The organism is Gottfriedia solisilvae (genome assembly GCF_002128405.1).
GTDB classification, from domain to species: domain Bacteria; phylum Bacillota; class Bacilli; order Bacillales; family Bacillaceae_G; genus Gottfriedia; species Gottfriedia solisilvae.
This window is the reverse complement of record NZ_NETJ01000001.1, coordinates 272,037-296,999: the sequence shown is the minus strand read 5'-3', so window position 1 is coordinate 296,999 and position 24,963 is coordinate 272,037. Positions and strand designations below refer to the sequence as shown.

At 31.6% G+C, this 24,963-nt stretch carries 25 protein-coding genes, 1 pseudogene and 1 other annotated feature; of the genes and pseudogenes, 20 read left to right on the top strand and 6 right to left on the bottom strand.

The genetic code is table 11. The features are described from left to right. Window positions 1-108: 108 nt before the first annotated feature. Window positions 109-939: a 5'-nucleotidase, lipoprotein e(P4) family gene (locus tag CAB05_RS01370; protein WP_087998017.1), complete on the bottom strand. Its 831-nt coding sequence runs from the start codon at window positions 937-939 to the stop codon at window positions 109-111. A 242-nt stretch (window positions 940-1,181) separates the two neighbouring features. After that, window positions 1,182-1,430: a binding site (T-box leader), on the top strand. A gap of 76 nt (window positions 1,431-1,506) precedes the next feature. Between CAB05_RS01370 and CAB05_RS01365 the strand changes: the two genes are divergently transcribed. The 6 genes from CAB05_RS01365 (at window position 1,507) to CAB05_RS01345 (ending at window position 6,363) form a co-directional block, all read left to right on the top strand. Further along, entirely contained in the window at window positions 1,507-2,754 is a 1,248-nt protein-coding gene (locus tag CAB05_RS01365) for an MFS transporter (protein WP_087998016.1), read from the top strand. Between the two features lie 157 nt (window positions 2,755-2,911). Next, on the top strand, window positions 2,912-3,481 hold the full coding sequence (locus CAB05_RS01360) for a DJ-1/PfpI family protein (RefSeq protein ID WP_087998015.1): 570 nt from the start codon (window positions 2,912-2,914) through the stop codon (window positions 3,479-3,481). A 393-nt stretch (window positions 3,482-3,874) separates the two neighbouring features. Continuing rightward, complete coding sequence (locus CAB05_RS21990) at window positions 3,875-4,018, top strand: hypothetical protein (protein ID WP_158093152.1); 144 nt, start codon at window positions 3,875-3,877, stop codon at window positions 4,016-4,018. 44 nt (window positions 4,019-4,062) lie between these two features. Then, complete coding sequence (galE, locus tag CAB05_RS01355) at window positions 4,063-5,058, top strand: UDP-glucose 4-epimerase GalE (RefSeq protein WP_087998014.1); 996 nt, start codon at window positions 4,063-4,065, stop codon at window positions 5,056-5,058. Window positions 5,059-5,128: 70 nt separating this feature from the next. After that, window positions 5,129-5,785 carry a histidine phosphatase family protein gene (locus tag CAB05_RS01350; RefSeq protein WP_158093151.1) on the top strand — a complete coding sequence of 219 codons (657 nt, stop codon included), beginning with the start codon at window positions 5,129-5,131 and terminating at the stop codon, window positions 5,783-5,785. 197 nt (window positions 5,786-5,982) lie between these two features. Further along, the gene (locus CAB05_RS01345) at window positions 5,983-6,363 is read left to right on the top strand and encodes a DUF4362 domain-containing protein (protein ID WP_087998012.1); all 381 of its coding nucleotides are present in this window, start codon (window positions 5,983-5,985) and stop codon (window positions 6,361-6,363) included. A gap of 211 nt (window positions 6,364-6,574) precedes the next feature. Here CAB05_RS01345 and CAB05_RS01340 read toward each other — a convergent pair whose 3' ends face one another. Both CAB05_RS01340 and CAB05_RS01335 read right to left on the bottom strand, forming a co-directional pair. After that, window positions 6,575-7,036 (bottom strand): hypothetical protein, encoded by a 462-nt coding sequence (locus CAB05_RS01340; protein WP_087998011.1) that lies wholly within the window; start codon window positions 7,034-7,036, stop codon window positions 6,575-6,577. Between the two features lie 160 nt (window positions 7,037-7,196). Then, window positions 7,197-7,643, bottom strand: a complete 447-nt coding sequence (locus tag CAB05_RS01335; RefSeq protein ID WP_087998010.1) for a cupredoxin domain-containing protein — start codon at window positions 7,641-7,643, stop codon at window positions 7,197-7,199. Between the two features lie 419 nt (window positions 7,644-8,062). On the opposite strand from CAB05_RS01335, the gene CAB05_RS01325 reads away from it, so the two are divergent. From CAB05_RS01325 to CAB05_RS01305, 5 genes and pseudogenes are all read left to right on the top strand, one after another. Next, a complete protein-coding gene (locus CAB05_RS01325; RefSeq protein WP_087998008.1) occupies window positions 8,063-8,818 on the top strand; it encodes a sporulation protein in 756 nt (251 codons plus the stop codon). A 70-nt stretch (window positions 8,819-8,888) separates the two neighbouring features. Then, window positions 8,889-9,056, top strand: a pseudogene (locus tag CAB05_RS22400) (hypothetical protein); the annotation flags it as partial. A gap of 114 nt (window positions 9,057-9,170) precedes the next feature. Continuing rightward, window positions 9,171-9,467 carry a hypothetical protein gene (locus tag CAB05_RS01315; RefSeq protein WP_087998006.1) on the top strand — a complete coding sequence of 99 codons (297 nt, stop codon included), beginning with the start codon at window positions 9,171-9,173 and terminating at the stop codon, window positions 9,465-9,467. Window positions 9,468-9,853: 386 nt separating this feature from the next. After that, complete coding sequence (locus CAB05_RS01310) at window positions 9,854-10,177, top strand: DUF2085 domain-containing protein (protein WP_087998005.1); 324 nt, start codon at window positions 9,854-9,856, stop codon at window positions 10,175-10,177. A 101-nt stretch (window positions 10,178-10,278) separates the two neighbouring features. Then, on the top strand, window positions 10,279-10,410 hold the full coding sequence (locus CAB05_RS01305) for a DUF4023 domain-containing protein (protein WP_087998004.1): 132 nt from the start codon (window positions 10,279-10,281) through the stop codon (window positions 10,408-10,410). A 296-nt stretch (window positions 10,411-10,706) separates the two neighbouring features. Here the strand turns inward: CAB05_RS01305 and CAB05_RS01300 are convergent, their stop codons facing one another. Next, window positions 10,707-10,859, bottom strand: a complete 153-nt coding sequence (locus CAB05_RS01300; RefSeq protein WP_087998003.1) for a YpzG family protein — start codon at window positions 10,857-10,859, stop codon at window positions 10,707-10,709. A gap of 379 nt (window positions 10,860-11,238) precedes the next feature. Between CAB05_RS01300 and CAB05_RS01295 the strand changes: the two genes are divergently transcribed. Further along, window positions 11,239-12,021 carry a DUF4931 domain-containing protein gene (locus tag CAB05_RS01295; protein WP_371870393.1) on the top strand — a complete coding sequence of 261 codons (783 nt, stop codon included), beginning with the start codon at window positions 11,239-11,241 and terminating at the stop codon, window positions 12,019-12,021. Window positions 12,022-12,058: 37 nt separating this feature from the next. On the opposite strand, the gene CAB05_RS01290 is transcribed toward CAB05_RS01295, so the two are convergent. Continuing rightward, complete coding sequence (locus CAB05_RS01290; protein WP_087998001.1) at window positions 12,059-12,541, bottom strand: DinB family protein; 483 nt, start codon at window positions 12,539-12,541, stop codon at window positions 12,059-12,061. 440 nt (window positions 12,542-12,981) lie between these two features. Here CAB05_RS01290 and CAB05_RS01285 point away from each other — a divergent pair, with 440 nt between their 5' ends. The 7 genes from CAB05_RS01285 to CAB05_RS01255 all read left to right on the top strand — a co-directional run bounded on the left by CAB05_RS01285 (window position 12,982) and on the right by CAB05_RS01255 (window position 21,187). Continuing rightward, complete coding sequence (locus CAB05_RS01285; RefSeq protein WP_087998000.1) at window positions 12,982-13,734, top strand: DeoR/GlpR family DNA-binding transcription regulator; 753 nt, start codon at window positions 12,982-12,984, stop codon at window positions 13,732-13,734. Further along, the gene (gene pfkB, locus CAB05_RS01280) at window positions 13,735-14,646 is read left to right on the top strand and encodes a 1-phosphofructokinase (protein ID WP_087997999.1); all 912 of its coding nucleotides are present in this window, start codon (window positions 13,735-13,737) and stop codon (window positions 14,644-14,646) included. A gap of 12 nt (window positions 14,647-14,658) precedes the next feature. Next, entirely contained in the window at window positions 14,659-16,512 is a 1,854-nt protein-coding gene (locus CAB05_RS01275) for a PTS fructose transporter subunit IIABC (protein ID WP_087997998.1), read from the top strand. A gap of 248 nt (window positions 16,513-16,760) precedes the next feature. Further along, window positions 16,761-18,257 (top strand): spore germination protein, encoded by a 1,497-nt coding sequence (locus CAB05_RS01270; protein ID WP_158093150.1) that lies wholly within the window; start codon window positions 16,761-16,763, stop codon window positions 18,255-18,257. After that, window positions 18,250-19,353, top strand: a complete 1,104-nt coding sequence (locus CAB05_RS01265) for a GerAB/ArcD/ProY family transporter (RefSeq protein ID WP_087997996.1) — start codon at window positions 18,250-18,252, stop codon at window positions 19,351-19,353. The genes CAB05_RS01270 and CAB05_RS01265 overlap by 8 nt, the downstream gene beginning before the upstream one ends. After that, window positions 19,343-20,470: a Ger(x)C family spore germination protein gene (locus CAB05_RS01260; RefSeq protein WP_087997995.1), complete on the top strand. Its 1,128-nt coding sequence runs from the start codon at window positions 19,343-19,345 to the stop codon at window positions 20,468-20,470. The genes CAB05_RS01265 and CAB05_RS01260 overlap by 11 nt, the downstream gene beginning before the upstream one ends. A 414-nt stretch (window positions 20,471-20,884) precedes the next feature. After that, complete coding sequence (locus tag CAB05_RS01255) at window positions 20,885-21,187, top strand: CotD family spore coat protein (protein WP_087997994.1); 303 nt, start codon at window positions 20,885-20,887, stop codon at window positions 21,185-21,187. 211 nt (window positions 21,188-21,398) lie between these two features. On the opposite strand, the gene CAB05_RS01250 is transcribed toward CAB05_RS01255, so the two are convergent. Continuing rightward, a complete protein-coding gene (locus tag CAB05_RS01250) occupies window positions 21,399-23,624 on the bottom strand; it encodes an alpha-galactosidase (RefSeq protein ID WP_235821340.1) in 2,226 nt (741 codons plus the stop codon). Window positions 23,625-23,890: 266 nt separating this feature from the next. On the opposite strand from CAB05_RS01250, the gene galU reads away from it, so the two are divergent. Next, window positions 23,891-24,823, top strand: coding sequence for a UTP--glucose-1-phosphate uridylyltransferase GalU (galU, locus tag CAB05_RS01245; protein WP_087997992.1), 933 nt, complete (start codon window positions 23,891-23,893; stop codon window positions 24,821-24,823). Window positions 24,824-24,963 lie beyond the last annotated feature (140 nt).

The following is a 24,963-nucleotide window of genomic DNA, read 5'->3' as shown; positions in this document are numbered from 1 at the left end:
TTATTACGAATGAAAATAGATAATGCCTAAAGTAAAAGGTGAATGGAGGAAATAATGAAACAAAAAAGGGTAGTGGAGCATTAAGCCTCACTAACCCTTTGGAAGTATTTATTTCATTGTTTTTAAAGCGTTGTAACGATCAGCTGCTTTTTGATCTTCAGTCTTTTTAAAGTCATAGTTATAAATAGCACCTTCAAAGTCACCATACATCGGATTAGGAAGCTGAATATATTTAACACCTAAATCTTTTGCAATTTTATCAACGTTATTGTAACGAGTATTTAAATCTGCTTTATAGAAAATATCAGAAAGATCGTTTGCATTGTCACCAATTAACATTACAATTTCATGCGTTTTCTCAATCTCTTGTTGTCTTGGTCCTTTTTGAGATGTTGTTGATTTTAATAATAAGTGCTTTTCATCTAGATTAGGTAAACCATGTAATTTCATATTTTTAACAGTGTCAGCACGTTCTGCTTCTGTACGGTTAGAAATGTAATAAATATCTACTTTTAATTTTTTAGCAGCTAATAAGAAATCCTTCGCTCCTGGAATCAATTCCGCTTTAGCCATATGAATCCATTCATCCCAACCTTCTGGATATGCAACATTATTTTTAATTGTCCATGCAGTGTGAGGTGAGTTGTCTAATACTGTTTCATCGATATCTAATACAACTGCAGCAGGTTTAGCTTTTTTCTTATTTTTCTTATCCTTAGCAATCTTCTTAACCATTGTTTCTGCAAGCTCTTCTTTAGCTACATTGTACGTTTGAATTTGCAATGCCTTATTTTCTGCAGATGTTTGGAACCAGTTTGTAGCCATTACTAAGTGTTCTTGTGTACTTTTTTGTAAATCCGCTCTACTAATATTAATTCCTGCAAGAGACCCAACGGCAAATGCAGCTACGATTGAAGCTGAAACTAATGTTTTTTTCATGATATTCTCCTTTTGAAAAGTTTAATTTATTAGAAACGTTTATACGTAACCAATCTAAATAATATGATGAGCACTTTCATTTTTATGAAAAAGACAGAATAGAGGTCGTAAAATCGACAAATATTCCCATCGTTGTTTTTTCCAAAATCCTACAAAATATACAAATTTACTATTCACTATACGAAATTTTTTAAAAAATTATCATTTACTATTAAACAAATTAATGTTAATATTGAAAAAATTATTTTGCGATGAAGAGAAGAGTAGATAAATGATTTCTTTGCAGAGAGCTCCGTAAGCTGAAAAGGAGTAAGAAAGATTTATTGAAGCAAGACTCTGAGCTTCACATTGGAATCAGAATTTCTAGAGGATAATGTGACAGGTGCTCCTGTTAAAGAGCGTAGGTATATATTAAAATACCTAAAGAGGTTAATATGGTGACATATTGACAAACTGGGGTGGTACCGCGACTTTCAAATCTCGTCCCCAAGACAACGGTCTTGGAGGTGAGATTTTTTTTGTTGGGAAGTTTTCATTCTTTTACAAATTAAGTCAGGGGGGTACATGATGTTTAAAAGTAATTATTTCAATAAACAGAGGTCCATTTTTATTTTGTTATCAAGCATTGGACTGTCAAATATAGGTGCATGGATTTATTTCATCGCACTTAATTTAATTATTCTTGATACAACTTCTTCAGCATTTGCTGTGTCATTATTATATATTATAAAACCATTAGCTACTTTATTTACTAATTTTTGGAGCGGTAGCATGATTGATCGAATAAATAAACGAAGTATCATGATTGCCCTAGATATTGTTAGAGCACTATTGATCATAATCTTACCTTTGATTTCATCCTTGTGGCTTATTTTTATTATTGTTTTTTTTATTAATATGGCTGGTGACATTTTTTATCAAGCGTCGATGATTTATTTGACCAAGCTTGTACCAGAAGAAAAGAGGCAACGATTTAACTCATTACGTAGTTTAGTAGGTTCTGGTGCATTTGTACTTGGTCCATCAGTTGCAGGTTTACTCTTTATGATGGGTTCACCAGCATTTGCAATTATCATAAATGGTGTGGCATTAATTTTGTCTGGCGTATTAACTATCTTCTTACCAAATATTGAGGAGGAAGAAAAGCAAGATTTCTCGAATACAAAATTTGGGTTCAAAATACTAAGAAAAGATTGGCATCTAGTTATTACATATTGCAAATCACAAATAAAAATGATGTACATATTTATACTTTTTTACTTTATAATCATCATGACAACAACAGTTGATTCACTTGAAGTAGCCTTTTCTAAAGAAGTGTTGAATCTATCAAATACAAAGTACGGCTTCCTAGTAAGTATAGCTGGAGTAGGATTTGTAATTGGGTCTGTTGTTAATTCAGTTTTTGCCCATCGATTCGACTCTAGCAAATTAATAGGTTATGGATCTATATTTTTATCCTTTGGTTACCTCATTTATGCATTTTCTAATGATTTTAAAATTGCTTCGTTAGGATTCTTTTTACTATCATTTGCGCTATCTTTTGCAAATACTGGATTTGATACGTATTACCAAAAACAAATACCTGTTGAAATAATGGGTCGAGTGGGTAGTCTATTTGGATTATTACAAGCATTTTTCATCATAATTTTTACAATCTTATTTGGGTCCTTAACAAATAGTATTTCATTACAAAAAATCGTCATCGTCTCTTCAATTTTATTATTTTTAATCTCAGTAATCTTACTTTTAATGATTCTATTTTTTGCTGAGAAAAGATTAATAAAAACGAGAATGACTTATTTCTCAAAGTAAAAAAACTATCTGTAATTTACGCGTGACATGTTTATGTTGTTCAGAAATCTGATTAATTAGAAAAATGAATATTTTATGTTTATTATTATTATTATTATTATTATTATTTGTAGTATTAATTTAATAAAAAATATTTATATTTTAGGAGAGTAGAATAATGAAAAAAGTATTATTGTTTGTTTATGACTCTTTTGCAGAGTTTGAAATCTCAATATTAATTACATGTTTAAGGGGCAAAGGAATACAATTAGAAACTTTTTCAATAAATACTAATGATATACCGATTATTTCTGCAGGGAATTTAAAAATTTTAGCAGACCATTCGATTAAAAATATTAATAGTAATGATTATGAAGCTTTATTAATACCAGGAGGCTCACCATATCCTTTATTAGAAAATGAATTACTACTTTCGTTAATAAGAGATTTTTATACTAACAATAAAATGATTGGTGCAATATGTGGTGGTCCAGCATTATTAGGAGCAGCGGGCATTTTAAATGAAATAAGCTACACAGCTTCTCTTTCCAAAGAAGATAGAGAGTACACAGACGTGTTAAATTGGACAAATAAACGGGAAGATTATCTTGTGATAGATCAAAATGTTATTACAGCAACAGGCTCAAATTATTTAAAATTTGCTGAAGAAGTGTTGCGTGCACTTGGAACAATTTCAGAAGATGATAAAGAGCCATTAAAATACTTTGCAGTTCCTTCAATAAATTAAAAGAGACGATTCTTAATTGGAATCGTTTTTTTAATTTATTATTCATTATATTTATACGTAATTATATTGATGTAACGTAAGAGGCTGACGACTATAAAAGATATCTCAACCACTATTGCCGAAATAAAAAGAAACTTGCCATATATGCCATTAATACAATCAATTTAAGATAAGAAAGTAAAAGTCATTTTTTTAAAGGAATAAAAAGTTAAAGAATAATGTTTTCATGGTAAAATATGGTGAAGATTTGCATTCTTTATCTGTTTGAGTAAAATGTGAACAAAGATGGGTACAAACTGATTTACTTATAACTATTTGAGTCTTAATTATAAAGCGATGGATATTATTCAGGTCTGCTCAAATTAAAAACAATTTTAGTGGGGAGATAATTTTATGCCGATTTTATGGGGAGTAATAGCAGGTGTATTAACTTTTATATTTTCAAAAACCGATCCATTTCAACCAATATTTATTACAAATATATTATTAGGAATAATTGTAGGATTGTTATTTGAGCGTAGAAATTTGGAGAAGTAATACCATAAAATGATCATTCTATACAAAAATTAGGAGAAATACATATGAAAATATTAGTTACTGGCGGAACTGGTTATATAGGAAGTACTGTGTGTTATGCATTAATTGATAACGGACATATTCCAGTCATTTTAGACAAAAATGATCGCTCGGATTTTACTTTTGACAAAGTTTTTTATCAAGGAGATATTTCAGATAAGGAGTTACTGAAGAAAATCATTACAGAACATCCAGATATAGATTTTACAATTCATCTAGCAGCGATGACGGTTGTTCCTGATTCTGTTAAGGACCCAAGTGAATATTATACAGAAAATGTGACAAAATCAATTGCTTTATTTACAAACTTAAAAGAATTTGGGTATCACAAAATCGTTTATAGCTCTTCTGCATCTATTTATGACGATCCAATTGATTTAGTCGTAACAGAAGAATCACCATTAAACCCAAGAAGTCCTTATGCTAGAACTAAGTATATGACTGAGATGATTCTCGAAGACTTTTGTTATGCATATGGTCTAAGAGGGATGTCATTGCGATATTTCAACCCAATTGGTGCAGATCCGAAAATGCGTACTGGTGCAACGATCAAATTTCCTTCTCATTTACTAGGTAAGTTATTAAAATCCGTATCAGAAGAAGGGGAAGTATTTAAGATTACGGGTACAAATTGGCCAACAAAAGATGGTACAGGCATAAGAGACTATATTCATATTTGGGATTTAGCGATGGCTCATGTAAAAGCTGTTGAAAACTTTGAGAATGCATTTGAACTATCAGATGAACCTCAAAAACCGTATCTCGTCTTAAATATTGGAAAAGGCGAAGGGATAACGGTAAAGGAATTTATTTCTATTTTTGAAAATGTATACGGAAAAATAATCGACAAAATTGAAACTGAACCTAGATTAGGTGACGTTGCTGGGGCATTTGCAAATGTTGAAAAAGTAAATAAACTATTAAATTGGTCTGCGTCTTTATCAATAGAAGAAGGTGTAAAAGATGCGATGAATTGGAATGAACAAAGAAATCATAACTAATTTTACTAATAGCTAATAAAATAGTCCGTATAGGTTAATCGATAGTTTTTAATGTTCGGGGGATATAAATTTGTTACATATTTATTTAACAAGACATGGAGAAACAGAGTGGAATATTCAAAATCGATTACAAGGATGGAAGGATTCTCCTTTAACATCAAAGGGAATCAATGATGCGAAGGCACTGAGTCAAAAAATCTCAGGAATTCGTTTTCAGTCTATTTATTCAAGTCCAAGTATGAGGGCTTTGAATACTGCAAAAATCTTATCGGGAGTAAATGATATTCCAATCTTCCTAGATGAAAATTTAAGAGAAATAAATTTTGGTGAGTGGGAAGGGAAAACAAAATCTGAAATTAATGAACGATTTGAAAATGAGTTTTCATCACTATGGGAATCTCCAAGTGCGTATAATCACCTACCTCATAATGGAGAAAGCCTAAAGAATGTAAGAAATAGAGTTGAAGAAGTATTAAAAAACATTATAGAAACAAATAAAGACGGAAATGTTTTAATCGTTACTCACGCAGTCATCGTTGCGACTATTATTGCATACTTTAAAAACTCGCCTATTGAAAAACTATGGGATATCCCATTTGTACATGGTACTTGTTTAACCCATTTAGAAATAGATGTTGAAAACGAGCATTTAAACCTTAAATTACTTTGCGACACGGCTCATTTACAAGAAAGCAAGTATTTTAAAAACACCCCTAATAATAAATAACGGGTTCGGTTTGCGAGTACAAAACAGTAAGCAACAAATCAATTAGCAGTCCAATTATCAACTTAAATGGACTGCTTCTTTTTATTAATATAACCTGGGTTATTGGCAAATGGAAGGTTATATAGAAATATTATTGCCATTTAAATAAAGGGGGAAATTTATGGCACGGTATTTAAGTTTTATAAACTATTTGCATAATGTTTTTATTTCTTTATGGGTGTACCAATGCAAATAAAAATTCAATGAACTACACGCCATCTAAAACAGATATTGTAAGTAGAAATAATGGTGATATCGTAAACGAAATAAGGCTAAAAGAGTTTATTGAAAACACAGAAACAGGGCAAACGGATAGTATTCGTGTTGTTGGTTACACAAAAGAAGGAGACCCGATACTAACTGATTTAACAATTAACGGGGAACAGCTAAAAGTTACAAGGGATAATACTAGAGATGAGTACGGAGATGGAGAAATTAAAACATTTGAATGTGAGAAAATTTTAGTTGAAGAAAAAAAATACTCTATATTAGGCTGCGATGGTTATGAAATACCGTATTACTTAGCGGAAGGTAATTAAGTGGTATTTATTTAATCATCTAACATAAGTTCGCAGATAAATATAAAAACTGCTCATTGCATTTTTGCCAAGAGCAGTTTTTGCCTATTTATTGTGTTAATTTTATTGTCAATCTAGGTGCAAATTTGATTATGATTTCAGTTGCTTATTGTGTTTTTGTGCTTCAAAAACAAGCCCGTAAAAAAATAAATAGTGGTGCTTTTTATATCTATTATATCGTTTTATAAGATTTCATTGCATCATCTTGTTTATGAGCTTCCTTATCAATTACTTTTAATAATAAAATCATAACAATCACATAGATTACATCAAGAAAATACATCATGAGTTCCATATAGGTTGTTTGTAACATCATACCTAACATAGCTCCCATCATTCCACCCATAATTCCTGCAGTAATACCTTCTAGAGCTGCCATTTGTGAAATTGGCCTTCCAGTTAAAAATCCGATTGACATGCCAATCATGACTGAAATTATAGTAGGAATGGACAAATCTGTTGATCGAAGCATGATTCCTAAGACTGTACCAATTGTAACACTAGCCATCATCGAATTCGTCATACTAACCATTTTACCTACCGTACATAAAAGTTTATTTTTCTTTTTAGTTGAGACAATGATGACATAACTAGATAATAGTACTGTTAATATAATACTCGCCCATTCCAGCACTTAAATCATTCCCTTCTAATGAGGTAAACCTTGGTGAATTAGAGAAAAATAAAAATGGTTTATTATTTTTTTGATTCAACTCATTAATATGAGCATGAAATGTAAGTATGAATAAAAAGAAAAAAAGATAGTAATTTGATACTATCTTTTACATTTACTATTAATCTACAACTATATAAGCAATCATCGGAGCAGAGTCTGCAGTTGTTGAGTGAGTGTCACAAATTAATCGATAAGTTCCTTCTTTTTTAAACTGTACCTCAACTTCTGTTGTTTCGCCTTTCTTTACAACACCAGAAACATTAGTACCTTCTATATGAAAATGATGTTCCATACCATTAATTCCATGTAATTTTAAAACAACTCTTTGATTCTCCTCAACATTGATCGTCCCAGGATCCCAGCGATAAGCCTCAATCTCTGAACCATTATCAAGTTTGGTAGAAAATTCACCTGTAACCATATGTATTTCAACAGTTTCTAATGGTTTTTCTTTAGCTGTAGTTTCTGCGGATTTAGGGAATAAATAATACAAGGCACTTAGACCTATTACAATGAAAACAAAGCTAAAAAGAAGCCATTTTTTCTTAATGACAACAAAATGCATAATAGTTCCCCCTAATCAATTCTTTTTAATAGAATATGCTCAAGGGATGGAGAACTTGTCTAATAAAAAGTCTCTGTTAATATAAATTGTTGATTTTACCTTAATATATTAAGAGTATGAAAAGAGAATAGCCTGTTCAAGTGTAATTGGAATGGAAGGTGCGAAGACTACTTCTATGGGAGATGCGGGAAACTTGAGACCCCGGAGGCTTGCCGAGGAGGCTCAGGGTCATGCCCCATGGAAAGCGAAGTACCTGGAATGGAAATCAACATTCTTTTTTTATAGAGCCATTAAAAAAGTAAAATATGCATGTCTACATGAAATATTATATTTTTACATGTTTACTATTTAAAGAATATTAAATATTAACATAGTAATATATAATGAGAATGTAGTCATCTAAAATATGGAGGGATACGATGTTTAAAAAAGTATTAGCAAGACTTGGGATTGGCGCTGCAACAGTAAATACAATTATACATACAAAGGATTTATATCCAGGTAAACAAGTTGAAGGAACAGTAGAAATCAATGGTGGATCAGTAGCTCAAGAGATTAATCATATCGCACTTAAATTAAAAGCTTACGCAAAAAAGAAAAGTGGAGATGGTGAAGTTTCAGTAAAGATTCAATTACATGAAGAACGTGTTAGTGGAAAATTAACAATAGAAGCAAATGAACAAAAATCAATTCCATTTTCATTTCAACTACCATACTATGCACCAATTACAATTGGACATGGGCAAGTATGGATTGAAACGGATTTAGATATTGATCTAAGTTTTGATCCTACAGATGTCGACTATTTAAAAATAAATGCACATGAAGAGTTATCAAATTTTGTTGAAGCATTTAAATTGTTAGGCTTTAGATTACGCCAAGTGGAAGTAGAAGCACAGGATGGACGTTTCTATCAAGAATGGGAATTCGTTCCAAACTCGAAAAGAGAATGGCGCTTTGATGAAATCGAGTGCATGATCGAACCGAATAAAGATGGTTTATTCATGAGAGTTGCTGTAGACAAAGCAGGTTCACACCGCGGTTTGGCTGGTTTATTACAAGAATCTCTAGGCTTAGACGAAAAGAAAACTGCACTAACATTTACAAACACTCAGCTAAAAGATGCACATTCAGTAGCATCTACTTTAAGAGCTTTCTTACAACAATATAATTAAGCATTAAAAGATTTATTAACAATTAAAATGGCAACTAATTTAGTTGTCATTTTTTATTGATAAAATTATATTTTTAACTTCCAACTTTGAACAAACTGAAGGCCCAGAGATTTTATGGAATGAGCAAAAAAATATTACTTCACCAACATTTAAAAGCGAAATTTGGATTTCAATTTTAAAAAAATTACGAAATAGATCAAACGGGAGGTTAAACAACTCTTTGATCTTTTTTAGTTGATAAATATGTTCTATGATTTATTGTTAGATAACTCTATTCACAAAGTTCGTTTTACACTACAATTAAAGTTATAATTGGATAAATTTTACAAATTTCTATTAAAGGAGAATCTTAATGAATTCAAACGTAAGAACATTTAAATTTATATCTGGTGGTTTTGAAGCTATTTTAGGGATACCGATCCTTGGTGCTTCAATCGTAATTGGATTTGGTTGGTTTCCACTTGTAATAGCATTAATCATTCATATAATTACGTTAGTATTAGCAAAAAAAGCTGGTTTAACGGCATATGGGAATATTTTTGGGATCATTACTTCTTGTTTAGCATGGATTCCTGGTCTTGGTTGGATTTTACATGTGCTGTCTGCAGTATTTATCCTAATTGGCGCATTCCTACAAAAGTCCAAATAAAAGCCAGTACATTAGATTAACTATTAAGTATGTACAATCGAAATACTATTATGTCTTTAGGAAGTACAGAAAGTAGGGATATATTGGTTTTTTTCTTATTTAGTATCTTTTTAATCCTTTTTATATTAGGTATTCTTTTATTGGTAAAAGGATTGATTTTAAAAGGAATACTATTTTTAATTGGTAGTATTATTTTCTTAATTTTTACGATTGTGTATTATGTACGTAAAAGTAAACGAAAACATAAGTATAAGAGAGATTGTGATTGTAGTGATGCTTTTATTCCTGACTGCGATTTTTTAGATTGCAACTTTCGCAAAGGCGGTTTAGACTGTACTCCAGATTGCGACTGTAGTCCGGATTGTTCAAATTAGTGGGGTGATATAATGATTTTATTCCAATGGATACCATGTCATCGTAGAATAGATCGTTCAATCAAAATATCCAATTATACATTCCCACTTTGTGCGAGATGCTCTGGCATAGTTATAGGCTATTTATTTCTACCTTTATTATTTTTACAATCACATTATTTAAAGTGGTGGTTAATTCCATTACTAATGATTCCATTACTTATTGATGGTTTTACGCAAAAATGGAAGTGGAGGGAAAGTAATAATAGTTTAAGAATCATCACTGGCATATTATTTGGTATTGCTCAGTGTATATTAATTGTTAAAACTGTTATATTCCTATTGAAGTATCTTTAAATACTTTACAAATAGCATAAAGCATAAAGAGATTTAGCCGTGAATTGTTTTCCTTTCGTTTGGTTAAAGTAATCTTTAGATGCTAGTAAGGAGGTTATGAAATGGAAGATACACATGAGTTTGTTGAAAAACTCCATGAAAGACAAAAGAAAGACCAAAAAAATAAAGAACATCAAGGTAATGGTACACCTAATGAGAAGTTACCAACTAAACAACACGGAACAAATAAATAATCTAAAGGACTGTTGAAAACGCTCACTTTCTTCGTTGCTTCGCCTACTTGCGGTGCTCATTACTGTCAAAGGTAACTCCGCTTTTCATCAGGCTACTGAGCCTCTTAAGACATGCGTTTTCAATTAGTCTGAATCTCTTAACTTTTATATTTTGTACATAAACTCCAACCATGACATAATAGTCATGGTTTTTTACTTGCATGAACCATAAGGATGTTGATCAAAAAAAGTATTTGAACATAATAATCTTAATAAAAAAGAAGACTAAAAATAGTCTTCTTTTTTCGATTTATCCATTACCATCTGTGGGCCTTAGCATTACTTTTTAAGATGATTGTATTTTGTGAAATCATCGTATGTCCATTAACTTGAGACTTCGCATGCTTAGGTCTTGTCCAGTTATGGTAGAACTTCTGAGATTGTGGATCCAAATGATTTTTTAATGTCATGTTTGATTCACCTCTAATGAAGTATTGGATATCTCTAATATTCTAATGAATATCATCATTAGTATTTGATTTATTTACAAATTAATGCAGAAAGTAACGAAGAAGTTTCAAATCTTATAATAGAAACATTTAGATGTTTGCAGTTATTTTGTATTGACTAATAAAAAACAATTGGTGAGCGTAAAAATTGAAAAAAGCATTTCCAATTTATAATATGTAATAGGATATACTTTGTTTGAAATCAGATTTTAACAATAAATTTATTATTAATAGAAAATGAATAATATTTAAATATTATATAGTTAAGTATGTGAAAAGAGGATAAAATTTAGTAGGATTAATTTAATAAGTTTGTAAAAAAGGGGGGAATGAGATGGATATTCAAAATGAATTACTTCAATTTAAAATGGATATAGGTATTAAAAAACCAGAGAATATTGTGAATAAAACCGTGAAATGTCCATTTTGTGATCGAGAAAATTTAACAGATATATTAGATACTACTGGGTCAATCATTTATCTAAAAAATAAATTCCCAACACTAGAGGATACATTACAAACAGTGATCATTGAAACTGATGATTGTGATGGAGATATTTCTAAATATACGCAAAGTCATATGAAAGAGCTTTTAAATTTTGCTGTTCAAAAATGGGAAGAAATGGAGAAAACAGAAGAATTTAAATCTGTCATTTTTTATAAAAATCATGGTCCTTTATCTGGTGGTACATTAAATCATCCTCATATGCAAATTGTTGGTTTAAAAAACATTGATTATAAGAAAAAGATTACGGATATCTATTTTGAAGGAATCGAAATTTTTTCAAAAGAGGGCGTGGAATTAAATATTTCTACTCATCCAATGATGGGTTTTAGAGAATTTAATATCATTATTGAAGATCGTTCTTATTTATCTGAAATGGCTGTGCTCTTACAAATCGTTACACATTATTTATTAAACAATTTTTATAATGGTTTAAATAGTTATAATTTATTTTTTTATAAATGGAATGGGAAAATTATTTGTAAAGTTATTCCGCGTTTTGTCGTTTCTCCATTATTTATTGGATACTCGATTTCACAAGTTACCAATCAATTGGATGTACATAAAGAGCAAATTTTAAAACTTTATAAAGATGAATTAGATCAGCTAAGTCATTAAAAAAGATGTTTACAATTTTTGTAAACATCTTTTTATTTTATAATTGATTTTTGATGTCGTTAATTTGTTCAAGATGGCGTTTTTCATGTAACCCAATAAAAGGAATCCATTGCTTTAAATTCACTTGACCAAAAGCAGGGTGAGGAAATCCTTTGTCCTCAAGATGATGATCCTTTGTTTCTTCTACAAAAGTATGTAATGCACTTCTTGAATTCGATAATTTTTGCTGCATTTCTTCTAAAGTCACAAATTCGTTAGTTGGCACGAAATAGTTTGGAGCATTAAATTTAAGCGTTCGATCTAAGGTTAAATGGATTGGTTTTTCTGAAATTTCTTCAGAAGGTGCTGTGTTAAATGTTTTTGTCATCATTTTTACTAATCCAGCTTCCATTAGATATAAATGATCTAATACTTGCATAATTGACCATTGATCCTCATTCACTTTTTTATTTAACTGATCATTTGATAAATCTCTAACAGCCTCAAAAAGTTCGTTTCGAATTTGAATATTTTCTTTCATTGTTATACCCTCATTTCATTTATTAAGAATCAATAAATCTAAAAATTAGAACAGATAAAAATAAACCAAATACATTCATCTTTACTTCTATATGCACGTTTGTTTCAAAATATATTAAGCGATTTCATTGTTGAACGATTTTACATTAAACTTTGTTTTATATGAATGAATTCGATCTGAGAGATAAATCGTCTTAATAGTAACAAACGGACTTGAAGTGTTCGAATTTAGAATAAACCTATATAAATCTTAACAAGCCTACTCTATAAATTTTGTCAAAGAATGTCATAAAATACTTTATTTACCACGAATATATTATGAAAATTTTAGACAATTTTCAAACTTGAACGCTTTTGAATGAAAATGATAGTTTTTGATAGATTTTGATTGAATTTTTGATGATGCTACTTTATACTAAACATATCGAAAGGATGATTCATATGTTAACACCTGAAAGACAGCAGCTAATTATTGAGATGGTGAAGGAACACGGAGTCGTAAAGTTGAGAGATATTGTTGAAGCTACAAATACTTCAGAATCAACCATCCGTCGTGATTTAATTGAACTTGAATCCTTACACTTATTAAAAAGAGTACATGGTGGAGCAGCATCTTTAAATAGTAAAGCAACTGAGTTAAGCATGACAGAAAAAACAACCAAAAACGTTCAAAATAAAAAATTAATTGCATCATTAGCAATTTCACAAATAAATGAAGGTGATTGCATTTATTTGGATGCAGGAAGTACTACATTTGAAATGATCCCTTTGCTTAAAGGCTTAGATGTTACTGTAGTCACAAATGGTTTAATGCATGTCGAAGCTTTATTTGAAAATGAAGTAACAGCCTATCTTTTAGGTGGAAAAATGAAAGGGCATACAAAAGCATTGATCGGTAATATGGCCGCTGAGAATCTTCAAAGTTTTCGTTTTGATAAATGTTTTATTGGAACAAATGGCGTTCATCCGAAGTACGGTTACACAACACCAGATCCAGAAGAGGCATTTGTGAAGAAAACGGCCATTTCTTATTCAGAAAAAAAGTATATACTAGCTGATTATAGTAAGTTTTCAGAAACTTCATTCGCAAAAATCGCCGATATTCATGAAGCAATTCTGATCACGGATGAACTAGATGAAGAACTAACTAGCACATATGAAAAATTTACAACATTAATAAAGGTAGTGAATTAAATGATTTATACTGTAACACTTAATCCATCAATTGATTACATCGTAAATGTTGATAATTTTCAAATTGATTCAATCAATCGTATGATCAGTGACCAAAAGTTCCCTGGTGGGAAAGGAATTAATGTATCTAGAGTTTTAAAAAGACTTGATGTAACTAGTATTGCTTTTGGATTTATCGGTGGGTTTACTGGTGATTTTATTGAAAATGTATTAAAGAGTGAAAGTGTATTATCAGATTTTGTAAGAGTAGCAGGAGACTCTCGGATCAATATTAAATTGAAGTCGCAATATGAAACCGAAATAAATGGTCAAGGTCCCACAATATCAGAGCAAAATTCAACTGATTTCTTCAAAAAATTAGAACAGATACAACCAGGAGACTATTTAATTCTAGCCGGAAACATACCGAGTTCATTAGAATCTAATCTATATGAAAAAATTGCAAAATGGGGAAATGAAAAAGGTGTAAATATAGTTGTTGATGCAAGTGGTAAAGCACTATTAGATGTCGTAAAACATAAGCCATTTTTTATCAAACCAAATCATCACGAACTTGGAGAATTATTTGACGTTACAATATCAACTGTTGAAGAAGCAATTCCATATGGTCAAAAACTCCTTGAGTTAGGTGCAAAAAATGTAGGTATATCTCTAGCTGGTATGGGCGCTATTCTCATGACAGAAAAAGATATATTTGTATCAAATGTTCCAAAAGGAGAAGTTATTAATTCTGTTGGTGCTGGAGACTCACTAGTTGCTGGTTTTATCGGGACTTACGTTAAAACGAACGATAAAGTGACAGCCTTTAAAACAGCAGTTGCTGCAGGAAGTGCAACGGCCTTTTCATCAGATTTAACAAGTAGAAAAAAAATTGAAGAACTAATCGATCAGGTGATGATCGAAAAGAGATAAGGTGGAGAGATAATGAGAATAACAGATTTATTAAAAATTGATACGGTTGTTATCAATTTACAATCTGCAAATAAAGCATCAGTCATAAATGAATTAGCAGATGTATTATATGAAACGAACCGTTTACATGATAAAGAACAATTCATAGAAGCAATTTTAACTCGTGAAGCTCAAAGTACAACTGGTATTGGTGAAGGAATTGCAATTCCACATGCTAAGACTTCTGCAGTTAAAACACCGGCAATTGTATTTGGTCGCTCAAACTCTGGTATTGATTATGATTCATTAGATGGTCAACCTGCACATTTGTTTTTTATGATTGCGGCAAGTGAAGGTGCAAATAATGCACATTTAGAAACTTTATCACGTTTATCTACATTATTAATGGATGAAGCAATGCGAAGTTCATTATTAGGTGCAGCAGACGCAGAGGAAGTCATTGCCTTAATTAATGAGAAAGAAGATGCGATTAATAAGGATGAAGAGGTGATTTCCTCTCATTCTAAAAAACCGCTTATTCTTGCAGTAACTGCTTGTCCTACTGGTATCGCACATACCTATATGGCAGCAGATGCACTAAAAGCAAAAGGAAGAGAATTAAATGTAGATATCAAGGTTGAAACAAATGGATCTACAGGTGTGAAAAATGAATTAACTTCAGATGAAATTAGAAAAGCGACTGCGATTATTATCGCAGCTGATAAAAATGTTGATGTCAATCGCTTTGAAGGTAAACATGTTATTCAAGTACCTGTAGCAGAAGGGATTCGTAAGCCGAAAGAATTGATTGAACGTGCAATGAAACAAGATGCACCAATTTTCAAAGGAACAGATAAAGGAAAAAGTGACGAATCTTCTATGGAAAAGGGATCAGGAATTTACAAACACTTAATGAATGGTGTTAGTAATATGCTACCATTTGTAGTAAGTGGTGGAATTCTGATTGCACTAGCTTTTGCATTTGGTGGAATTCATACAAAAGGACCTATTGCAGAATTATTAATGAAAATTGGTGGGGCAGGCGCATTCAGTTTCTTAGTACCAATTCTTGCTGGTTTTATTGCAAGCTCGATTGCTGATCGTCCAGGGTTTGCACCTGGTGTTGTTGGAGGATTTTTAGCAGCTAATGCTGGTGCTGGATTCTTAGGTGGTTTAGTTGCTGGTTTCCTGGCAGGTTATGTTGTTATTGGATTACGTAAACTATTTTCAAAGCTACCAGAAACACTCGAAGGTATGAAACCAGTTTTACTTTATCCAGTGTTTGGATTACTAATCACAGGTGTATTAATGGAGCTTGTTGTAAATCCACCAGTTACATTTTTAAATACTGCTTTAACAGATTGGTTAAGTAGTTTAAGTGGTGGAAATGCTATTTTACTAGGTTTAATTTTAGGTGGAATGATGGCAGTTGATATGGGTGGACCAATCAACAAAGCCGCATTTACATTCGGAATTGCTGCAATTTCTGCACAAAATTTCGGACCACATGCTGCAGTTATGGCAGGCGGTATGGTACCACCATTAGGGATCGCTTTAGCAACAACAATTTTTAAATCTAAGTTTACAGAATTAGAACGTAAATCTGGAGTGACTAACTATATCATGGGTATATCATTCATTACAGAAGGAGCAATCCCATTCGCAGCCGCAGATCCGATTAGAGTGATTGTCAGTTCTATAATCGGTTCATCGATTGCTGGTGGTCTAGCTATGGCATTTGGTATTACTTTACCAGCACCACATGGTGGGGCTTTTGTCATTCCTTTAGTTAATAAACCTTTCATGTATTTATTAGCTATTTTGATCGGTTCAGTGGTCACAGCTCTAATTCTTGGTATTTGGAAAAAGAAAGTTGAACAAAATTAGGTTGATTTAGAAATTGAATATAAGGACTGTTAATCGAAAATGAGAATTTAATAGGCACTACTCAATTAGCAACAAGACTAACCAAAAAGAATATGATAAAGAAAAGAAAAACGATTCTATCATTTAGGTAGAATCGTTTTTTTATACAAAATTAGTTGGATTGTACGAAGTCTCGAATGTATAATACATTCTATTTAACATAAAATATATTTACTGTATTTGAGGTTTCAATGAGGAGTCATTCATTTATGAGCGGAAATAATAACAATCCTGTAAACCGATCTGGCTCTCATATGGGTCATAAAAATATTTCAATCAAGCTTGAAGAAAATATTGATAATGTTAAAAAATCACTTTTACATTCTAGTGATTTGATCGTTAGAAATTTAGAGTTTGCGAATAGAAAAATAGGGATCGTTTTTATTGATACCCTTATTAAGGGTGAGGTACTTGAGTCTCAAATCATCCAACAAATCATCCAGAATCCTAAAAAAACAATTGAGGAAACTGTTTCAATTAAAGATATTAAAACCTCAAGTTCTTTTGATGAAATTGTCGTAGCACTTGTAAAAGGTAATGCTGTCATTTTTACTGATAATGAAGGTACCGCTATTATATTAAACATTGCATTGTTGGAAGGTCGTTCGATAGAGCAACCTGATACTGAACAAGTTTTACGTGGCGCACAGGATGGGTTTATTGAGACTTTAGAAACAAATATTAACCTTTTGAGAAGAAGAATAAACAATCCAAATTTAGTTGTAAAATATGTAACTCTTGGGAGGGAATCTGATACTAGTTTAGCAATCGTTTATGTTGATTCAATTGCAAACGATGATTTAGTAAAAGAAGTTGAGCGGAGAATTTCTTATATTGATGTTGATTATGTCAGTAATATCGAGGAGTATATTGAAGATAATTCATTCTCTCCATTTCCCCAAATGTTAACGACATCAAGACCAGACCGTGTCTCAGCAAATTTAATGGATGGAAGGGTAGCGATTATAACTGATGGTAGCCCATCTGTTCTTGTAATGCCGATCACCTTCTTTTCTTTTTATCAGACAACTGATGATTATAACAGTCGATGGATGATGGTATCTTTTTTTCGATTGATGAGGATGCTGAGCTTTATCATTTCAATCTCTTTGCCAGCCCTTTATATCGCTTTAGTTTCCTACCATTTTGAAATCATACCGATTGAACTAGTTTCTAATGTAAAGAGTTCATTAGAATATATTCCTTTTCCACCTTTAATTGAGGCGTTGAGTATGCAAATAACGCTCGAATTACTAAGAGAGTCAGCCATTCGTTTACCTAGTCCTATTTCACAAACACTTGGAGTAGTAGGTGGACTAGTAATTGGTACTGCAGTCGTTGAAGCTAATTTGATTTCTAATACTATGCTTGTTGTTATTTCAATAACTGCTATTTCATCATTTGCAGCACCTGATAGTGAAATGGGTACTTCAGTTAGATTATTAGGTTTTCCGTTAATGTTTGCAGCTGCAACTATTGGTTTAATAGGGATTGTATTTGGATTGATGATTATTTTAATTCATCTGTGTAAGCTTGAATCATTTGGAACTCCATATTTTGCACCTTTAGCTCCACTTAGACGAAAAGATTTAAAGGATACAATTTACAGGGTGCCAATGTGGAAAATGACAGATCGACCACGCTCTGCATTGCCAAAAAAATTAAGAAGTGCAAAAAATCCAAGAGGTTGGAAACAGAATGAATAATAAAAAATTACTTTCTAAATCACAACTTATGTTTTTTATTTTACAATCCCAAATTGGGGTTGGTCTGCTTTCGCTCCCATATATGGTTCATTTGCATGCGAAAAATGATGGTTGGATATCAGTCATAATTGCGGGTATGATCGTATTTGTTTTCTTGTTCATCATGTGGGCATTAGGCAAACGATTTCCGGACGATACAATATACGAGTATTCAAATAAAATTGTAGGGAAGTATCTAGGGACAGTCATTTCATTCTTTTATGCACTTAATTTTTTTATCATTTCTATATTTGTAGTGACCATTACAGTTAGTATTTTAAAGAAATGGATTTTAACGTTTACACCTCCATTTGTCATTATTCTTTGTATAGTTGGTACTGGTGTGTATTTAGCGAGGGAAAACTTGAAAGTAATCGGTAGATTTTTTACTTTTGTATCTATCCTAATTCTTTTTTTAGTCTTTTTAGAATTACTTTCATACAAAGATGCAAATTATAAATATTTGTTACCTGTTGGACAAGCTGGTTTTAAAAATATCATGATTGGATCTCACGATTCCTTAACTGCTATGTTAGGTTTTGAATCATTATTAGTTATCTATCCATTTGTGAAAGGTAATGCTAAAGACATATTAAAAAATTCAACAATCGCAATTACATTTGTAACAGTTTTATATACATTTTTTTTAATAACTAGCTTTGTTGTTTTTAGTCCAGAAGAAATAAAGATTGTATCTGAACCTATTTTATATATGTTAAAGGCATTATCATATGAAGTAGTAGAACGACTAGACTTAATATTTCTATCAATTTGGGTCGTTCCAATCATAACGTCATTTGTTACTTATTTACATATTGCGAGTGTTGGGATGGAAAAAATTTTTAAACAGTCCAATCATAAAAAAGTAACTTTAGTTTTAGGGATCCTTATTATGATCATTTCTGTTTTTATCCCACAAGAAGATCAAATAATAGATAAATTTAACATAATCGTCTCATATTCTAGTTATATTTTTATTGCTATTATTCCTTTAATATTATTGATTGTGTCGATTATTCGAAAAAAGAAGGGGCAGAGCCAACTATATGAAAATTAAATTGTGCATATTATTTCTTTGTTGTCTCTTATTTTTGACTAGTTGTTGGGATCAAAGATTGTTAAGTCAATCTAAGCTTGTTTACGGTGTTGGAGCTGACCTCGAAAAAGATGGGAAATTATTGGTAACAGCTGTTATCCAAACAATCGCTCAAGCAAGTAAAGGAACAAGTGAACCAGTTTTGACTAATGTAATCGTCAGTTCTTTAGCAAATACATTTTCCGATTCAAGAACAAAAATTATGAAGAAAATCTCAGGAGAATATGCTACGAGTAAAGCTAGAGTATTATTATTTCATGAAGATTTAGCAAAGGAAGACTTATATCCTGTATTAGATATTATTTATCGTGACCCTAGAAGCTCTTTAGGAGCTAAAGTAGTGATTAGTAAAGACAAAGCAGCCGATATATTAAATCTAAGAGTAGTCGAAGAATCTCTAATAAGTGAAGAAATACTAGAAATTGTAACAACCGCTGAAACTTCTACCCTAGTTCCTGAGGAAAATGTTCAATCTATTTGCCCTACATTGTTTGATCCTGGTGAAGATATCACACTACCTTATTTAGGCAAATCGAATGATAAAATGATTGATGTATATGGCATAGCTTTATTTAATGGACGAAAATATACTGGTTACAATCTTTATGATGAAGAACCTACATTATTATTAATGATGAAGAATGAAATGAAAAAGTATGCAAAATTCACTTTAGAGGTAAATCCAAAAGAAAAAGATGAGAGAAATCGTTTTATCTCAGTTCAGGTGAAAAGTAATAAAGTGAAAAAAGAAATAAAGATCAATAAAAATAAAGACATTACAGCTGAGTTTAATCTAAATATAAAAGTAGAAGCACTTGAATATCCGAAAGATAATCTTGCAGATCAAAAAGAGATTAAAAGATTGAATAAAGAAATTTCTAAACAGTTAACGAAAAAAGCTGAAAAATTAATTAAAACACTACAATTAGCAAATTGTGACGCTTTTGGAATTGGAAGGGAATTAATTGCATTTCATCCAAAAGTATGGAAATCATTAGATTGGGAAAAGGCTTATCCTAAAATTACCATCAAACCAAATATAAAAGTGGAGATAACTAGTTCGGGAATTATTGAATAAAAGCTTACTTAATTAAACCAAAAAATTAATCAAATTAGATTATCATGTAAAGTCTCTAAACTTTTCTTTAGAAAGTATAAAGTACATTAATAAGTAAGCACTCATTTATTGAGTGTTTACTTATTTGTATATTAATGAAATCTCAATAAAGCGATTTTCATTTTAAATATTACGAAAGTTCATCCTTCTTAATAATTTAAATAGTGTTATTATTCATTTATTTGATTTTGTGTCATCACCTAAGACAAGTCTTCTCAAAAAGACATATCTATTACAGGTAGCTTGCAAAATTTTAAAAAAGAGAGGAAATAGATATTATGGGATGTAACAATAATAATTCAAGAAGGAATAGAGGTTGGGGCTCAGTATCAAAATGGATCGAATTCTGTATCTCCAAGTCAAGACGAAGTAATCATGAATCCTACACTAAGAGTAGCAAATACAAATACGAATTATAGAACTGTAAGAAACATTCATCCAACAGAAGTTGAAAATATCAATAGAACAGTTATTCGTAATGAAAATTATTATCCAGTATATAATTCTGATGTAAATGAAACAGTTGTGGAAAATTACGACTGCGGAAGTGATTTAAATTCAAACAATTGTCGAAGAGTTGAATCTGAAAACAATAGTAATAGCAACAACGGTACTTCAAATAACAATAATAATAGTAATAACATTCGTAGACACAGAAACTGTAGAATATGGCTCTAAATTACTAATGCTAAAAAGCATTCACAATTGTGGATGCTTTTTCTATCAGTTCGTAAACAAAATAAAAAACTAAGAGATTCAGACTGATTGAAAACCTTGTCTATCAAGACGCAAAGCCGGATGAGGAGCGGAGTTACCTTTGACGATAATTAGCGCACCGCAAGCAGGCGAAGCAAGGAGAAAGCGAGCGGTTTTCAACAGTCTGAATGGGCTATTTCTTCTGTTTTAGATAAAAAACCTCAGATTGAAAATCACCTTTTCGTTTGGCAATTTTTTTATTTGGCCCGTTAAATTCTGGTGGCAATGGAATGCCATGATACATTAGTTCATCTCCATAAAAAAAACGGTCAAAATGCTCAACATAATAAAGATAGTTTTTTTCTAAGCCAGTTAATTTTAAATATTGATATTTTTTGGGATTAGGAGTGGCTAATACTTTATACCAGCCAACTAATGCTTCATCTCTTTCTTTACTAACGATCATCCATGCGGTTTCATTTCCTTTAAAAGGACTTGCTATTCGATAAAAATCACCATATTGGATAAGTGACTGATGTCTTTTATAGAATTGTATTTGATTCTTAATAGTAGTTTTTTCTAGTTCACTTAATGTAGTTGGATCTAATTCATAACCAAAAGTACCAAAGAACGCTACATTTCCCCGAGTTTTCAAAGAAGAATGACGTAAAGTTTGATGATTTGGACTAGTTGAAACATGAGAACCTATACTACTGAGCGGATAAGCAAAAGAACTACCATATTGAATCTTTAGTCTTTCTATTGGATCCGTGTCATCACTAGCCCAAGCTTGAGGTGCGTAATTTAATAACCCGGCATCGAATCTTCCACCGCCGCCTGCACAGGATTCAATCAATATATGCGGAAAATTCGTATGTAAACGTTCATATAAATCATAAACACCAAGTATATATCTGTGAAAAAACTCATCTTGCTGATCATAAGCCAAATGTAATGAATAAGCTTCTGTAATATTTCGATTCATGTCCCATTTAATATATGATAAATTTGCTTCTTCAATGATACTAGCGATTTGATAATATATAGCATCTACAATCTCTTTTCTTGAAAAATCTAAAACAAGCTGATTCCTTCCTAATGAGGTAGGGCGGTTTGGTGTGTTGATAGCCCAATTAGGTTGATTATTATATAACTCACTTTTAGGACTAATCATCTCTGGTTCAAACCATAAACCAAACTGTAATCCTAAACGATTTAATTCGCTAATAAAATGCTGTATACCGTTTGGGAATTTACTTTTATTCGTAAACCAATCTCCTAATGAAGAAGTCGCATCATTCCGATTTCCAAACCATCCATCATCTAGTACAAATAATTCAATTCCTAACTCTTTTGATGCCTCTGCAATTTCAAGAAGTTTTTTCTCATTAAAATGAAAATAAGTCGCTTCCCAATTGTTTAGTAAAATCGGCCGACTAACTTCCTTCCAAACACCTCGAATTAAATGTTTTCGATATAAATCATGATAAGTTTGACTCATGCCATTTAATCCACTATTTGAATGAACCATTACAACTTCTGGTGATTGAAAATGCTCATTCGAACATAGCTTCCATTTAAAACGAAATGGGTGAATCCCCATCGTAACCCTTAAACAATCAAATTGATCAACCTCAGCTTGGGCAATAAAATTTGAACTATATATAAAATTGAAACTAAAAACTTCCCCTTGTGTTTCATTTGCATCAGGTCTTACAAATGCAAGAAAAGGGTTATGTTGATGGGAACTTGCTCCCCGTAAGCTAGAGATTGATTGAATGCCAGTTTCTAAACGTCGTTCTTTTACATAGCGTTCCCTTGCCCAAGCTCCACTTAACTGAACCATGCTAAAGTCTTTATCTGGAAAGTCTACTGAAGTACTCATGAACCGTTCCAAAAAAAACGGATTCTTACCCTTATTGCAAATATAAGCACTCCTTATAATCACTCGTAAGTCTGTAAAGATTGTATAGGAAAGAATTAGCTCGGCCGCTAAAACAGTATCCTCAAGGATAATTTGAATGGTTTCTGCATCTTCTTCATTGTCTGTATACGTTGAAGGTAATCCCTCCAAGATAGGTTTACCTTTTGTAATAATATGGTATTTATAAATAAAGTTTGAAATATGACTTCCATTTTCCCCAATAATACTCAAAGCTGGTTCACGATAATCTGTCGTTCCGTAAACAGGGTATTCCTGTCTCAATGTTTCTAAACTAAATGCACGGTCTCCTTCAATATAAGAGGAATAGGTGTTTGGATATAAATGATGATTGATATTCGATAAATTAGTACATTCATTGAGCGCCTCGCCAAAATAAATAGAACCAAGATGTCCATTTTTCAGCACAAAAAATATATAGCTTATTTGACCATTCGTTAAATGAAACTGTTTTTCTTTTTCATCAAAAATTATCATGTTGAACACTCCCATTCGGATATACAGGGTCTAATTTAAGTTTCGTACTTCATTTTATGCCTTAAATTTCATAGAATTCTATAAATCAACTTTGTTTAATGAAAGCGAATGGATACAGTTCCAGCAAATATGGGACATAAAAAAATATAAAATTTAATACTATGTTAATAATCTAATAAACGATGACATCAAATAGAAGAATTTGAAACTCATTACTTCTTTCGTGAAACGGGTCATAATTTAGTTTGGTAAAAGGAGAAATGAAAATGAAAAAGGTCAAAAAAGCGATCATACCAGCTGCTGGGTTTGGAACTCGGTTTCTACCTGCAACAAAGGCAATGCCAAAAGAAATGCTTCCAATTGTCAATAGACCAACCATACAATATATAGTTGAAGAAGCGATTGAGGCAGGAATTGAAGACATTATCATAGTAACTGGAAAAGGAAAAAGGGCGATAGAAGATCATTTTGACCATGTGTTCGAATTAGAACAAAATCTGTTTGACAAAGGAAAGGATGGTTTACTTCAACAAGTACTTAAGTCATCAAAAATGGCAGATATACATTATATTCGCCAAAAAGAACCTAAGGGATTAGGCCATGCAGTATGGTGTGCTAGAAAGTTCATAGGGGATGAACCGTTCGCGGTATTATTAGGTGACGATATTGTTGAGTCAACTACTCCTTGTATTAAACAATTAATAGATCAGTTTCAACAAGTTGGTTCCTCTATTATAGGTGTAAAACCTGTAGCTGCATCTGAAACATACCGATACGGAATAATAGATCCATCACGGAAAGAAAATGAATTAATTAAAATAAAAAATTTAATTGAAAAACCATTTCCAGGTCATGCACCTTCAAATTTAGCAATTATGGGACGTTATGTTTTAACCCCTGAAATATTCGGCTTTTTAGAAAACTTAGAAGAGGGGACAAATGGCGAAATTCAATTAACTGACGCACTTCAAAGGTTAATTACGATACAAGATATTTACGCCTATGAATTTCATGGAACTCGATATGATGTAGGGGAAATATTTGGCTTTATTACAACGAATATTGAATTTGCGATGCGCCATAAAGACTTGAATAGGCCATTACTAAAATACTTACAAAATTTAGTTCATAAGGTTGAACATCCAAAAGTGAAACGATTTAAGAAAAGAGGAACGATTGAGAAATTTGATCGAATCTAATGACATCATCTTGTTTGCACAATGCATTCAAGATGTTTTTTATTTTCAGAGCTTTTGAAACTAAAAATTAGTAATGATTGGAAGTAATCTTGGGAAAGATAACAGAAATAAAATGCTTTTTACATACATTTAAGTAGTTT

What these genes read in the sequence shown, in the direction of transcription:
- CAB05_RS01300 (WP_087998003.1), bottom strand. Translation starts at nt 10,859, where the DNA reads ATGACATTAAAAAATCATTTGGATCCACAATCTCAGAAGTTCTACCAT.
- CAB05_RS01370 (WP_087998017.1), bottom strand. Translation starts at nt 939, where the DNA reads ATGAAAAAAACATTAGTTTCAGCTTCAATCGTAGCTGCATTTGCCGTT.
- CAB05_RS01365 (WP_087998016.1), top strand. Translation starts at nt 1,507, where the DNA reads ATGTTTAAAAGTAATTATTTCAATAAACAGAGGTCCATTTTTATTTTG.
- CAB05_RS01260 (WP_087997995.1), top strand. Translation starts at nt 19,343, where the DNA reads ATGAAAATTAAATTGTGCATATTATTTCTTTGTTGTCTCTTATTTTTG.
- CAB05_RS01310 (WP_087998005.1), top strand. Translation starts at nt 9,854, where the DNA reads ATGATTTTATTCCAATGGATACCATGTCATCGTAGAATAGATCGTTCA.
- CAB05_RS01335 (WP_087998010.1), bottom strand. Translation starts at nt 7,643, where the DNA reads ATGCATTTTGTTGTCATTAAGAAAAAATGGCTTCTTTTTAGCTTTGTT.
- CAB05_RS21990 (WP_158093152.1), top strand. Translation starts at nt 3,875, where the DNA reads ATGCCGATTTTATGGGGAGTAATAGCAGGTGTATTAACTTTTATATTT.
- CAB05_RS01270 (WP_158093150.1), top strand. Translation starts at nt 16,761, where the DNA reads ATGAGCGGAAATAATAACAATCCTGTAAACCGATCTGGCTCTCATATG.
- CAB05_RS01255 (WP_087997994.1), top strand. Translation starts at nt 20,885, where the DNA reads ATGAATCCTACACTAAGAGTAGCAAATACAAATACGAATTATAGAACT.
- CAB05_RS01305 (WP_087998004.1), top strand. Translation starts at nt 10,279, where the DNA reads ATGGAAGATACACATGAGTTTGTTGAAAAACTCCATGAAAGACAAAAG.
- CAB05_RS01345 (WP_087998012.1), top strand. Translation starts at nt 5,983, where the DNA reads ATGTTTTTATTTCTTTATGGGTGTACCAATGCAAATAAAAATTCAATG.
- pfkB (WP_087997999.1), top strand. Translation starts at nt 13,735, where the DNA reads ATGATTTATACTGTAACACTTAATCCATCAATTGATTACATCGTAAAT.
- CAB05_RS01265 (WP_087997996.1), top strand. Translation starts at nt 18,250, where the DNA reads ATGAATAATAAAAAATTACTTTCTAAATCACAACTTATGTTTTTTATT.
- galU (WP_087997992.1), top strand. Translation starts at nt 23,891, where the DNA reads ATGAAAAAGGTCAAAAAAGCGATCATACCAGCTGCTGGGTTTGGAACT.
- CAB05_RS01275 (WP_087997998.1), top strand. Translation starts at nt 14,659, where the DNA reads ATGAGAATAACAGATTTATTAAAAATTGATACGGTTGTTATCAATTTA.
- CAB05_RS01285 (WP_087998000.1), top strand. Translation starts at nt 12,982, where the DNA reads ATGTTAACACCTGAAAGACAGCAGCTAATTATTGAGATGGTGAAGGAA.
- CAB05_RS01290 (WP_087998001.1), bottom strand. Translation starts at nt 12,541, where the DNA reads ATGAAAGAAAATATTCAAATTCGAAACGAACTTTTTGAGGCTGTTAGA.
- CAB05_RS01360 (WP_087998015.1), top strand. Translation starts at nt 2,912, where the DNA reads ATGAAAAAAGTATTATTGTTTGTTTATGACTCTTTTGCAGAGTTTGAA.
- galE (WP_087998014.1), top strand. Translation starts at nt 4,063, where the DNA reads ATGAAAATATTAGTTACTGGCGGAACTGGTTATATAGGAAGTACTGTG.
- CAB05_RS01315 (WP_087998006.1), top strand. Translation starts at nt 9,171, where the DNA reads ATGAATTCAAACGTAAGAACATTTAAATTTATATCTGGTGGTTTTGAA.
- CAB05_RS01325 (WP_087998008.1), top strand. Translation starts at nt 8,063, where the DNA reads ATGTTTAAAAAAGTATTAGCAAGACTTGGGATTGGCGCTGCAACAGTA.
- CAB05_RS01250 (WP_235821340.1), bottom strand. Translation starts at nt 23,624, where the DNA reads ATGATAATTTTTGATGAAAAAGAAAAACAGTTTCATTTAACGAATGGT.